Genomic DNA, 11,999 nt, shown 5'->3' on the forward strand with positions numbered 1-11,999 from the left:
GCTCGGTCCGGCCGCGCACCGGGCAGGTCCCGGCGCCGCCGGAGGCTGCGCGAGCCGGAGCGGGCCAGGCCCGAGGGCCCTGGACACGACGGCTCGGCCGGGGGCATGGTGCCCCCATGGGAGACGTCGTCGCGCTGCCCCTGCCGGGAGCCACCGCGCTCCCCGACGTGCGCGGCGAGCACCGCGCGCTCCAGGTCACGTGGCACGAGCGCGACGGCGTCTTCGTGGTGAGCACGTGGCGCCACGGGCAGTGCGTCGCGAGCGTGCGGCTGGCGCCCGCCGAGGCGGCCTCGCTCGTCGCCGTCCTCGCCGACGGGCTCGCGCAGTGCCGCATCGAGGCCCCGACGGAGCCGGTGCTCCTCGCGGACCCCCGGCCGACGGAGCCGGTCGTGGGCGTGCGGGAACCGCGCGAGGCGTAGCGGCCCGCGCCCGCCGACGGCCCCGTCCCGCACCGGCCGCCGTCGCCCAGGCGTGACGACGCCCCCGTGAGAGGGGGTTCACGGGGGCGTCGTCGTCTGTGGCGCGGCCGGTGCCGCGGTGGTGGCCGCCGGGCGGTGTCGAGCGCCGCCGCTGACGGGTCGTGCCGTCGAGATGAGGGGCGGCCCAGGGTCAGCACCGCGTGCCGCCCCCTCGCACGGGTCATCGCCCCGATCGCGACGGGGGGTACGCGGAGCCGAGGGCGTCTCATCTGTTGAGATCGCTCGTGGTCCGCCCCGTCCTCTGGAGGCGGAGACGTCCGGGCGACGCCTCACCGCCGCGCCGCGCCACCGGCGCGCCACCGGGTCGGCGAGCGACCGGCGCCGCGTCAGGCGCACACGCACGGTCCCCCGCGCCCCGCGCGCGGCCCCCGGCGGCCTCAGCCCCGGCCGGACCCCGGGGTCGGCGGCTGGGGCGCCTGCTCGGCGGGAGGACCGCCGCCCGTCGGCGGGGTCGTCCCCGAGCCACCGCTGTTCGGCGCACCGCCGTTCCCCGCCCCGCTGCTCGCCGCACCGCCGTTCGCCGCACCGCCGTGCGCCGCCGCGCCGGCCGACGACCCCGAGGCCGACGACCCTGAGGCACCGGCGGAGCGCTGCTGGTCCTCCGACGCGCCGCGGCCCGGCGCGACCTCGGACGCGGGCGCGTCCTGCCGGCCGGGTGCGGCGCCGTCCGCGGACGTGACCTGGGCACCGGGTGCCTGCGACGCGGCAGGGCCCTCGACACGTCCGGGCGCCACCGTGTCGGCCGGGGCGTCCTGCCTCCCCGGAGCGACGCCGGCGGCGGACTCGACCGCCTCGCCCGGCGCTGCGGCGCGCACGACGGCGCCGGGCGTCTCGACGCGCGCCGTCGTGCCGGCAGCGGGCCCGCCGGGCGCGTCCGTCGCCGCGACGGTGCGCGCGGGCGCAGGCCGCGCGAGGTCCGCCGTCGTCCCGGGCGCGTCGGTGAGCGCTGCGCGGACCGTCACGTCGGTCGGCGATCCTGTGGCGTCGCCGTCGCTGTCGCCGGAGCCGGCGTCCTCGGCACGTCCGGCGGCGCCCGTGTCGCCCGGCGTGCCGGGCACGACGGCGTCGACGACCCAGTCCACGACCTCGCGCGCGGGGCCCTGGACGGCGTCCGGCACGGCGTCGATGCCGGCCGCGCCGCCGACGGACGCGGCGGCGACGCTCGCGCCGAGGAGGATCTTCGACGCCACCCCGAGGCCCCCGACCCACCGCGAGGCGGCCACGAGCCCCGCCCGGGACCGACCCCGGCCACCCGCCGACAGCACCGGCCGCGGCTCGCGGCTCGGGCGGGACGGTCGCGCACCGGCCACCGCGCGCACGCGGGGCAGCGTCGCGCCCGGGGTCGCGTGAGTAGCGGCGCCAGGCCCCGGGAGCGCGGCGCCAGGGAGCCCGTCGCGCAGCACCGCGAGCAGCGCGGCGGTGGGCGCGGGCGCGGGCTCGGCCGCGGTGGCGCGGAGCGCCGCGACGAGGGCCGTGAGCTCGGGCTCGCCGTCGACGGGTGCGCCGGTGAGCAGACGCTCGTCACGCGAAGGGCTCATGTCCTGGTGATCGCCGGAGAGGCTCACAGGGTTACCCTCTCTCGCGCGAGCGTGTCCCGCAGGGCAGCGAGCCCTCGTCGCTGGAGCGCCTTGACCGCGCCCGGCCGCCGCCCGGTGACGTGCGCGACCTCGTCGACCGTGAGGTCCGCGACCACCCGGAGGACGAGCACCTCGCGCTGCTCGTCGGTGAGCGTCGCCAGCACCTCGTGCACGCGCTCGCCCCCGAGCGCCTCGAGCGCGCCGGCCTCCGCGCTCGGCGCGGTCCGGACGTCGTCCTCCGGCTCGTAGGGCGCCTCGGCGACCCGGCGCGACGCGCGGCGCCACGTGTCGACGGCGCGTCGGTGGGCGATGGTGAAGACCCACGACCGCAGCTGGGACTCGGTGCCCTCGAACCGGGCGATGCCGGTGAAGACCGAGAGGAAGACCTCGCTCGTCGCGTCCTCGACGTCGCGCACGCCCTGGGCACGCAGGTACGCGGCGACGGGACGCGCGAGGTCCCGGTAGATCGCCGTGAACGCCTCCGGGGACCCGGCGCGCGCCTGCGGCAGCAGCCGGTCGAAGTCGTCGAGCACGCCCCCAGCATGCCCGAGACGGCCGCCGAGCACCCGCCACGCGCGCGCGGCACGGCGCGCCCCCGCGTGGAGCGACGCCCGCCCACGGGCGGGGTCGCCCGTCCGGACGTACCCGACCGCAGGCGACCCGCTCACGACCGTGCCCCGGATCGGCCGTGCCTCCGAACAGCCCGTGCCCCGATCCCTGACCGGACACGACGGACACGTGACCCGCCCGCGGCGCGGTGAACGGGTGAATCGACGGGACGAGTCGGACACCACCCTTCAGGCCGGCGGGCGGCGCGCCGACAGACCTCGTGCAAGCGACCGGACCGCGACCCCCGACGCGCCGGTCGTCGATCGGCCCCGACAGGACGAGAGACCGCATGCAGCCGGAGCACGTGACCGTCACCCGCCGTGAGCTGCGCGCTGCCGCCGCCCGGCAGGCGAGCCACCGTGCGCCCGCCCGGTCCGGGACCCTCACGTCGATGACGCGTGCGGTCACGCCCCTCACCCTCGACGGGCTGCGGCTCGCCTCACGCCTCGCGGACGTGGTCCGCAGCGGCGCCGCCGCCCTGACGCAGCGCTGGGCCGCGCAGGTCGACGGCGCGGTCGCGCCGGCGCGCGCCGCCCTGACCGCGCCCCTGCCCGCCGAGCTCGGCGGTCAGCTGCGTGGGGGTCTGCGCGCCGTCGTCGCGCGTCCGGGCTGCGTCGTGCTGCTCTCCGCCGCCTTCCTCGCCGGTGGCATCACGCAGGTGAGCGCCGAGCAGGCCGCGCGCGACGCGGACCTGGCCCGTGCCACGGCGGCTCAGCTCGAGGCCGAGCGCGAGGCCGAGGTGCACGCCCGACGCGTCGCGGGAGCGACCGCGAACCGGATGACGGAGCAGGCCGTCGCGTACGCCGCGCTCCGCCGCAACGAGGCGCTCGCCGTCGCGCAGGCGGCGATCGACACGGCCGGTGCCGTCGTCGTCGTGGCCGCCCCGGTCGTCGCAGCCGAGCAGATCAGCCCGCTCGACGCCGCGACCGCCCAGCTCGCGCAGCTGGTCGCCGCGGCGCCGTCGTCGTCGGAGGTCATCGCCCCGCCGCCGAGCCTCGGCACCCAGGCGGTCGCCGCGATGCACGACGGCGACGTGGCGACGCCCGTCGTCTCCGTCGCGCCGTCGGGCGCCACGGACCCGGCGTCCACGCTCGTCGCCGAGCAGCGCGCGGACGACGCCGCCGACCGCAGCACCGCGCCGACGCGCGACGCCGCCCCCGTCCCGGCGAGCTACGTCGTCCCGGGTGAGCCCCTCAGCGCGGTCGCCGACCTGCCCGTCGTCGTGGACGCGCCGCCCTCGGCGCCGGCGCGCCCCGCGCCCGTCACGGCCTCCGCGACCGTCGCGGCGCTCGACCTCGACCTCACCGCGCAGGTCGTCGCGGCGGCCCAGCAGGTCGTGACGCTCTCCGCGCAGGTGGAGGCGACGGCGCAGGCGAACATCGCCGCAGCACAGGCGGCTGCCGCGGCGGCCGCCGCGGCCGAGGCGGCGGCCCGTGCGGCAGAGCTCGCGCGGGCCGAGCGGTCGCGGAAGGTCGCCGTCGTCCGGGCCTCGGACAACGGCGCCCTGCCGGCCGAGGCGCTGTGCGGGGTCGACTTCGCCCCCGGCGTCCAGCTGCGGTGCGACGCCGCCGTGACCCTCGAGCAGCTCAACGAGGCGTTCCGGGCGCACTTCGGTCGCGACCTCGACGTCGTCAGCTCCTACCGCGACTACGCGTCGCAGGTCTCGGTGAAGTCGCAGAAGGGCGGCCTCGCGGCCGCCCCCGGCACGTCGAACCACGGCTGGGGTGTCGCCGTCGACTTCGACGGCTTCGGCTCGCTCGGCCAGTTCGACCGGCCGACGTACCTGTGGATGCGCGCGAACGCGGGCGCCTACGGCTGGCACCACCCGTCCTACATGCAGCCCGGCGGCGCCGGGCCCGCGGAGCCGTGGCACTGGGAGTACGGCACGACCGACTGACCTGCCGCGGGGCCCACGCCGCGAGGTCGGCTGGGCTAGCGTGCTGCGGTGACCGAGCCCTTCGACGTCCCGGCGCCCACGGCGACCAGCCCGCAGAGCGCCCGCGCGATCGCGGACCGCTGGGTCGAGACCCTCGCGGACCTGGACCCGTCCGTCGGCACCGCGCTCGGGACCCGGCCCGACGACCACCGGATGCCCGACCTGTCCCCGGACGCCCTCGCGGAGCGGGCCCGTGCGGCACGCGCCGTGCTCGCCGAGCTCGCCGCGCTCTCGCAGCGGCCCGCCGGGGCGAGCACCCGGGCCGACGACGACGACCGGCGGTGCGCGACGCTGCTGACCGAGCGGCTCGGCGCCCAGCTCGCCCTGCACGACCACGGCGAGGAGCTCGTCAGCCTGCGGCCGATCGCCTCCCCGGTCCACCACCTCCAGCAGCTGTTCCTGCTCATGCCCACCTCGACGACCGACGACTGGCACGTGGTCGCCCGCAGGCTGCGCGAGGTGCCGGCGTGCGCCCGCAGCTACCGCGCGGCCCTGGCCGCGGGGCTGGCGACGGGCCACGTGAGCGCGCCGCGCCAGGCGGAGGCCGTCGTCGGGCAGCTCGACGCATGGCTCGACGGTCCGGGCTGGTGGGCCGGCCACGTCGCCGCGGGGCCCGAGGCCCTCGCCGGCGAGCTCGCCGCCGGGGCGGCGCTCGCGGCCGAGGGCGTGGCGGAGCTGCGCACTTGGCTCGCGGACACCTACCTGCCCGCCGTCGCGGGCACCCCCGACGGCGTCGGCCGGGACCGCTACCTGCTCGGGGCGCGCGCCGCGACGGGCGCGGACCTCGACGCCGAGGAGGCGTACACGTGGGGCTGGACCGAGCTCGCGCGGATCGAGGACGAGATGCGGCGCGAGGCCGATCGCGTCCTGCCCGGTGCCACCCCGCGGGAGGCGTTCGCGCACCTCGACGTGCACGGCGAGGCCGTCGAGGGCGTCGACGAGGTGCGCGAGTGGCTGCAGCGCATGATGGACCGCGCGGTCGACGAGCTCGACGGGACCGTGGTCGACGTCGCGGAGCCCGTCCGGCGCGTGGAGGCACGGATCGCGCCGCCCGGTGCCGCCGCCGCGCCCTACTACACCCGGCCGTCGCTGGACTTCCGGCGCCCCGGGCGGACCTGGCTCCCGACGCTCGGCCGCACGCGGTTCCCCACGTGGGACCTCGTGAGCACGTGGTACCACGAGGGCGTCCCGGGTCACCACCTCCAGCTGGGCCAGTGGGCCCACCGGGCCGGCGAGCTGTCCCGCTACCAGGTGAGCATCGGCTCGGTGCCCGCGACGACCGAGGGCTGGGCCCTGTACGCCGAGCGGCTCATGGACGAGCTCGGGTACCTCGCCGACCCCGGGGCGCGGCTGGGCTACCTCGACGGGCACCGCATGCGCGCGCTCCGCGTCGTGCTCGACATCGGCCTGCACGTGGGGCTCCCGGTGCCCGACGACGCGCCGTTCCGGCCCGGGTCCCGGTGGACCGCCGGGTCGGCCGAGGCGTTCTTCGCCGAGCGGAGCGGGTCGCCCGCGGCCTTCGTGCGCAGCGAGGTCGTGCGCTACCTCGGCTGGCCGGGCCAGGCCATCAGCTACAAGCTCGGCGAACGCGCCTGGCTCGCGGGCCGTGCCGCGGCCCGCGCGCGTCACGAGGCGCACGGCGGTCGGTTCGACCTCCGCGCGTGGCACACGGCGGCGCTGTCGCTCGGCTCCCTCGGCCTCGACGACCTCGAGCGCGAGCTCTCCGCCCTCTGACGCCCTGCCGGCGCCCGGTGGCGCGTGCCGCGCGCCCGGCTCAAGGTGGACGCATGACGGCGACGCGACCCTCCACCGTGGCGGCCCGCCCGAGCGACCGCGGGGCACCGCCCCACCACGTCGTCGTCGTGGGCTCGGGCTTCGGCGGCCTGTTCGCGACCAAGGCCCTGGCGCACGACGACGTCCGCGTGACGGTCGTCGCGAGCACCGGGCACCACCTCTTCCAGCCGCTCCTGTACCAGGTGGCCACGGGCGTGCTCTCCGAGGGCGAGGTGGCCCCGGCCACGCGCGAGGTGCTGCGCCGCCAGCGCAACGCGCGCGTCCTGCTCGGGACCGTGACGGACGTGGACCTCGCGACGCGGACCGTCACCGCGGTCCACCCCGCGGGAGAGCACCACGTCACGTACGACTCGCTCGTCGTCGCGGCCGGGGCGGGCCAGTCGTACTTCGGGCGCGACGAGTTCGCGCGCTACGCGCCCGGCATGAAGAGCATCGACGACGCGCTCGAGCTCCGGGGGCGGATCTTCGGCGCGTTCGAGCTCGCGGAGCTGGCCCAGGACCCGGACGAGCGCGCGGCGCTGCTGACGTTCGTCGTCGTGGGCGCGGGTCCGACGGGCGTCGAGATGGCCGGCCAGATCGCCGAGCTCGCGCACCGCTCGCTGCGCGACGACTTCCGCAGCATCGACCCGCGCACCGCGCGGATCGTCCTGCTCGACGCGGCGCCGACGCTCCTCGGTGCCTTCAGCGACAAGCTCTCGAGCGCCGCCATGGGCCAGCTCGAGCGCCTGGGCATCGAGGTCCAGCTCGGCAGCAAGGTCGTGGGGGTCGACGCGGACGGCGTGGACCTCGAGGACGCGCAGGGCCGACGCAGCCGCATCGCGAGCCGCACCAAGGTCTGGGCGGCGGGCGTCGCGGCGTCGCCGCTCGGCCGGCGCCTCGCCGAGCAGGCGGGCGCGTCCGTCGACCGTGCCGGGCGTGTCGAGGTGCTCCCCGACTGCACGCTCCCGGGCCATCCCGAGGTCTTCGTGGTCGGCGACATGATGGCGCTCGACCGCCTGCCCGGCGTCGCCCAGGTCGCCATGCAGAGCGGCCGGCACGCGGCGGACCAGATCCGACGTCGCCTGCGGGGTGACACCACGGGCCAGCCGTTCCGGTTCCACGACAAGGGCAGCATGGCGACCGTCTCGCGGTTCCACGCGGTCGCGGCGATCGGCCGGCTCGAGGTCTCCGGGTTCGTCGCGTGGGTCCTGTGGCTCGGGGTGCACCTGCTCTACCTCGTCGGCTTCAAGAACCGCGTGACGACCTTCCTGCACTGGCTCGTGAGCTTCGTCGGCAGCGGGCGCTCGGAGCGGACCGCGACGCTGCAGCAGGTCCGTGCGCGCACGGCGCTGCTCGACGCCGAGGCGCGGGCGGCCACGGAGGCCGACCCGCCCGAGCAGGGGCCGGGGACGGCACCGGACCCCGACCCGGGAACCGCCAGCACCAGCACCAGCACCGGAGATCGCAGCAGGGAGGCCTGACCATGCCGAAGACCACGCGGAAGGGCACCGCCAAGCAGAGCGAGCTGCCCGCCACGCTGCGGCGCTCGCCCGCGAAGGCTCAGCGCACGTTCGCCAAGGCCCACGACGCGGCCGCCGAGGAGTACGACGACGCCGAGCGGGCGCACCGCGTCGCGTACGCGGCGCTCAAGCACTCCTACGAGAAGGTGGGCGACCACTGGGAGGCGAAGGACGAGAAGGGGCCGTCGGACACCCGGGCCGCCGGCGGGCGCGGTACGGACGCACCGACGGCAGGCGGGGTGGACGCGAACGCCTCCAAGAAGCATCTCTACGACCTCGCGCGGCGCCTCGACGTGCGCGGCCGGTCGACCATGTCCAAGGAGGAGCTCGTCGACGCGCTCCAGAAGGAGAACGCGCGCCGGACGCGCCGCGCCGGCTGAGGCCCCGGGCCCGACGCGGGCCACGGCGTCCGGCGGGCCACGCCGCCCCCCGGGCCACGCGGACGCCTCGCGCACGGCATCATGGCCGCGCGGGCGTCCGGTCGGACGCTGCGCGGACGACGGGAGCGGTGCGATGGTCGTGGTGGACAACGCGGTCTACGTCGAGGGACGCCGGCACGCCGAGCCGGCGGGCCTCGAGCAGACGTACGACACGCTGCGCTCGACCGGCGGGATGGCCTGGATCGGGCTCTACCGGCCCGACCACGACGAGATCGCCTCGGTCGCCGCCGAGTTCGACATCCACGCGCTCGCGGTCGAGGACACGGTCAAGGCCCACCAGCGCCCCAAGATCGAGCGCTACGGCGACGTCCTCTTCACGGTGCTGCGGCCCGCGCGCTACGTCGACGACGACGAGCGCGTCGAGTTCGGCGAGCTGCACGTCTTCTGCGGCCCGTCCGTCGTCGTCACGGTCCGGCACGCCGAGTCCCCCGACCTCGCCCGCGTCCGACGCCGCATGGAGGCCACGCCCGAGCTGCTCCGGCTGGGGCCGGAGGCGGTGCTCTACGCGATCCTCGACGAGGTCGTCGACGAGTACGGGCCCGTGGTCGCCGGCCTCGAGAACGACATCGACGAGATCGAGGACCAGCTCTTCGCCGGCGACACGGCCGTCTCGCGCCGCATCTACCAGCTGCTGCGCGAGGTCATGGGCTTCCAGAAGGCCACGCACCCGCTCCTCGGGATCCTCGGCGCCCTCGAGGCCGGCGCGGACGAGTACGGGGTCGACGAGGAGCTGCGCCGGCACCTGCGCGACGTCCAGGACCACGTCGTCCGGGTGGTCGAGCGCGCCGACGGCTTCCGCGCGCTCCTGCAGAACGCCCTGTCCATGAACGCGACCATCGTCACCGAGCGGCAGAACGAGGAGGTCCGCGCGATGACGGAGGCGAGCCTCGTGCAGAACGAGGAGGTCAAGAAGATCTCCGCGTGGGCCGCGATCCTCTTCGCGCCCACGCTCGTGGGGACGGTCTACGGAATGAACTTCACGCACATGCCCGAGCTCGACTGGACGTGGGGCTACCCCGCGGCGGTGGGCCTCATGGCGCTCGGCTCGGTGGTCCTCTACGCCGTCTTCCGGTCGCGCCGCTGGCTCTGACGGGTCCCACCGCGGCGCACGCGCCACGGGTCCGTCATCGTTCCGAGTCCGGGCCGTTATCGAACCGTGACCAATCCGCGACGCGGTTGACGCGTCCCGCTGCCCAACCCGTGACGCGATCGGTGTGGGGATTGTGTGAACACCTGCGCCCGAAGTCGTCGGACGACCCGCGCGCGTGTGCCAATGGATGTCGGCCCCGCGCGGTTCGCGCCGGGGCCGCCCCCCTGCGGTCCACCGACCGGGCCGCGTCCACGGAGCCACGCTCCGACGGGCGCGGTCGTAGCCGAGCGCGCCTGCCACGAGCAGGCCACCGACGAACGAGGACCATCGAGCGTTGCAGCCCCTCCCCCAGCAGCCGGCCACGCGGTCCGCGTCCCCGACCCCTGGGAGCATGGAGCTCTCGCCCGTCCCCGGGACGACGTCCGGCGTGACGCGCCGCGAGCTGCGCCTCGCCGCCGCGGCCGCCGCCGCCCTCGAGGCCGCGGACGACGTGCCGAGCCCGACCTCCGCCCGAGGCGCCGCCGGCGCACCCCTCACGCGGCGGGCGCTCCGCGCCGCCGAGGCCGCACGCGCGGCCGCCGCCCAGGCGCCCGAGGCCGCCCCGTCCCCCGAGCCCGTCGAGCCCGTCGGGCAGGCGGAGAGCGCCCCGGCTGAGCCGCCCGCGGTGGCACCGGTCGCGCACGCGGCGTCGCCCACGCTCGTCGGGCGCCTGACGCCGGCCGCCCCCGCGTCGGTGACCCGGACGCCGACCGACGCGACCGTGGCCCCCGCCGTCTTCACGTCGCGGCCGGCCGGCGTCGACAGCGCTGGCCGATCGCTCTCGACCCTGTCGCCCTCGACCCTGTCGCTCTCCACCCCGGTGACCCGGCGCGAGCTGCGGCTCAAGCAGCAGGCCGCGTGCCCGCCGCCCTTCCCGCTCCTCGACCCGGCGACCGCGCCGGCCGTGGCGGCCGCGCCGCGCACCCCGGGGACGAGGGCCGCCAAGTCGGCGACGGCCCTCGCGCTCTCGGGCGCGCTCCTCGTCAGCGGCTTCGCCCTGCAGGACGGCGCGTCGGCCACCGCGACGCCGTCGGCCGCCGCCCTCGCGGCGCAGCAGCAACGCCTGCACACCGCTCGCGTCCACGGCGCGGAGACCGCCCGGCTGACGACCCAGGCCGAGGCCTACGCCGCGACGCAGCGCACCCGCGCGCTCGAGGTCGCCGCCTCCGCCGTGACGCTGGCCGACGCGGCCGTCCAGTCCGCGACGCCCCTGGTCCAGGCCGACGCCGTCGCGCCGCTCGACGAGAAGGTCGCCGAGCTCGAGGCGATGATGGGCGCCGCCGAGGAGGCCGCGCCCGCGGCCGCCCCCGCGCCGAGCCCGGAGGACACGCTGCGGGAGGCCGCCGTCGAGCGCGCGAGCCGCTCCGGCGGCAGCAGGGCGGCGCTCCCCGTAGAGGCCACCGCCGCCGGCGAGGGCGTCGCCGCCCCGCTCGCACCCGTCGCGCCGGTGACCGACCTCGAGGCGACGCAGGAGATGTTCGCCATCGCGGAGCAGGTCGCCGCGCTCACGGCCCAGGTCCAGGCGGCGACCCAGGCCCGCCTCGCCGAGGAGGCGGCCCGCGCCGCCGCGGAGGCCGCCGCGGCCGCCATCGCGGAGCGCGTCGCGATCGCCACGGCCGCGCCCAACGGCGAGATCCCGACCAGCGCGCTGTGCGCCCCCGCGTTCGCGCCCGACGAGCTGCTGCGGTGCGACGCCGCGGCCGCGCTCGAGCAGCTCAACTCCGTCTACCGCGCCGAGTTCGGCCGCGACCTCTCGGTCGTCAGCTCCTACCGCAGCTACGGGATGCAGGTCGCGACGCGCCGCAGCCGTGGCGGCCTCGCCGCGACGCCCGGCACGTCGAACCACGGGCGCGCCGTGGCGGTCGACTTCGGCGACTTCGGCCGGCTGGGCTCGTTCCGCGACCCCGACTACCTGTGGATGAAGGAGCACGGCGCGGACTTCGGCTGGTACCACCCCGAGCTCATGGAGCCGGGCGGCGGCGGCCCCCAGGAGCCGTGGCACTGGGAGTACGGCACCGACACGGGCTGGGACGGCCCCGGGCTCTGACCCGGCAGGAGCGACCGCCCGCCGCAGCTCCGTCGTCCGACCGGCGGGGCGGATCTCACCCGGCAGGTCGGCGGCGCGCGGCGACGGTCGGCGTGCCCGCGCGGTAGCATTCGAACAGACGTTCGATGCTGGGAGGCGAGGCCCGTGGTGGGTGGGGACGGGCGCGTCGTCGCCAACCGGGACCAGCCCGAGAGCGTGCCGACCCGCCCCATGGGTGAGGTGCCCGTCATCGTGCGCGTCCAGTGGGCGGACGGGACCGAGGAGTGGCGACCCGCGCGCGCCAACCGGTGGACGCGGTCGCACGTCTTCGTGTGCTGGCGCGACGACCCGGGCGACCCGACGACCGAGCGCTACGAGTGGCTGCGCGCGGGCGACGTGATGCGCTCGGTGAGCTGGCTCGTCCCGCCGCACCGCACCGCGGCGCGCGGCTGAGGCGGGGCCGCCGCACGCCGCGTCCGCGCTCGACCCCGCGCGTGCTGCGGCATGCTG

10 protein-coding genes are annotated in these 11,999 nt (G+C 77.4%); 8 read left to right on the forward strand and 2 right to left on the reverse strand.

The window, feature by feature from the left end; all coding sequences use genetic code 11:
• The first annotated feature begins 116 nt into the window (after positions 1-116).
• Positions 117-419 carry a hypothetical protein gene (locus tag JIG38_RS00295; protein WP_199421511.1) on the forward strand — a complete coding sequence of 101 codons (303 nt, stop codon included), beginning with the start codon at positions 117-119 and terminating at the stop codon, positions 417-419.
• Positions 420-856: 437 nt separating this feature from the next.
• Here JIG38_RS00295 and JIG38_RS00300 read toward each other — a convergent pair whose 3' ends face one another.
• Together JIG38_RS00300 and JIG38_RS00305 are read right to left on the reverse strand one after the other, a co-directional pair.
• Positions 857-2,017 carry a hypothetical protein gene (locus JIG38_RS00300; RefSeq protein WP_199421512.1) on the reverse strand — a complete coding sequence of 387 codons (1,161 nt, stop codon included), beginning with the start codon at positions 2,015-2,017 and terminating at the stop codon, positions 857-859.
• A gap of 23 nt (positions 2,018-2,040) precedes the next feature.
• Positions 2,041-2,589: an RNA polymerase sigma factor gene (locus JIG38_RS00305; RefSeq protein WP_199421513.1), complete on the reverse strand. Its 549-nt coding sequence runs from the start codon at positions 2,587-2,589 to the stop codon at positions 2,041-2,043.
• Positions 2,590-2,954: 365 nt separating this feature from the next.
• Here JIG38_RS00305 and JIG38_RS00310 point away from each other — a divergent pair, with 365 nt between their 5' ends.
• The 7 genes from JIG38_RS00310 to JIG38_RS00340 all read left to right on the forward strand — a co-directional run bounded on the left by JIG38_RS00310 (position 2,955) and on the right by JIG38_RS00340 (position 11,942).
• Positions 2,955-4,562 carry a M15 family metallopeptidase gene (locus JIG38_RS00310; protein WP_199421514.1) on the forward strand — a complete coding sequence of 536 codons (1,608 nt, stop codon included), beginning with the start codon at positions 2,955-2,957 and terminating at the stop codon, positions 4,560-4,562.
• Positions 4,563-4,610: 48 nt separating this feature from the next.
• Positions 4,611-6,335, forward strand: a complete 1,725-nt coding sequence (locus JIG38_RS00315) for a DUF885 domain-containing protein (RefSeq protein WP_199421515.1) — start codon at positions 4,611-4,613, stop codon at positions 6,333-6,335.
• Positions 6,336-6,388: 53 nt separating this feature from the next.
• Positions 6,389-7,855: an NAD(P)/FAD-dependent oxidoreductase gene (locus JIG38_RS00320; protein ID WP_199421516.1), complete on the forward strand. Its 1,467-nt coding sequence runs from the start codon at positions 6,389-6,391 to the stop codon at positions 7,853-7,855.
• A gap of 2 nt (positions 7,856-7,857) precedes the next feature.
• Positions 7,858-8,274 (forward strand): ChaB family protein, encoded by a 417-nt coding sequence (locus JIG38_RS00325; protein ID WP_199421517.1) that lies wholly within the window; start codon positions 7,858-7,860, stop codon positions 8,272-8,274.
• A gap of 133 nt (positions 8,275-8,407) precedes the next feature.
• A complete protein-coding gene (locus JIG38_RS00330) occupies positions 8,408-9,424 on the forward strand; it encodes a magnesium and cobalt transport protein CorA (protein ID WP_199421518.1) in 1,017 nt (338 codons plus the stop codon).
• 391 nt (positions 9,425-9,815) lie between these two features.
• Positions 9,816-11,510 (forward strand): M15 family metallopeptidase, encoded by a 1,695-nt coding sequence (locus JIG38_RS00335; RefSeq protein ID WP_199421519.1) that lies wholly within the window; start codon positions 9,816-9,818, stop codon positions 11,508-11,510.
• A 144-nt stretch (positions 11,511-11,654) separates the two neighbouring features.
• The gene (locus JIG38_RS00340) at positions 11,655-11,942 is read left to right on the forward strand and encodes a hypothetical protein (RefSeq protein WP_307844387.1); all 288 of its coding nucleotides are present in this window, start codon (positions 11,655-11,657) and stop codon (positions 11,940-11,942) included.
• The last annotated feature ends 57 nt before the right edge of the window (positions 11,943-11,999 follow it).

The sequence above is a fragment of the Actinotalea solisilvae genome (genome assembly GCF_016464425.1).
In the GTDB taxonomy this organism is placed as follows: domain Bacteria; phylum Actinomycetota; class Actinomycetes; order Actinomycetales; family Cellulomonadaceae; genus Actinotalea; species Actinotalea solisilvae.

Coding starts and splice junctions, on each gene's coding strand:
- JIG38_RS00330 (WP_199421518.1), top strand. CDS start 8,408: ATGGTCGTGGTGGACAACGCGGTCTACGTCGAGGGACGCCGGCACGCC.
- JIG38_RS00325 (WP_199421517.1), top strand. CDS start 7,858: ATGCCGAAGACCACGCGGAAGGGCACCGCCAAGCAGAGCGAGCTGCCC.
- JIG38_RS00335 (WP_199421519.1), top strand. CDS start 9,816: ATGGAGCTCTCGCCCGTCCCCGGGACGACGTCCGGCGTGACGCGCCGC.
- JIG38_RS00310 (WP_199421514.1), top strand. CDS start 2,955: ATGCAGCCGGAGCACGTGACCGTCACCCGCCGTGAGCTGCGCGCTGCC.
- JIG38_RS00295 (WP_199421511.1), top strand. CDS start 117: ATGGGAGACGTCGTCGCGCTGCCCCTGCCGGGAGCCACCGCGCTCCCC.
- JIG38_RS00300 (WP_199421512.1), bottom strand. CDS start 2,017: ATGAGCCCTTCGCGTGACGAGCGTCTGCTCACCGGCGCACCCGTCGAC.
- JIG38_RS00320 (WP_199421516.1), top strand. CDS start 6,389: ATGACGGCGACGCGACCCTCCACCGTGGCGGCCCGCCCGAGCGACCGC.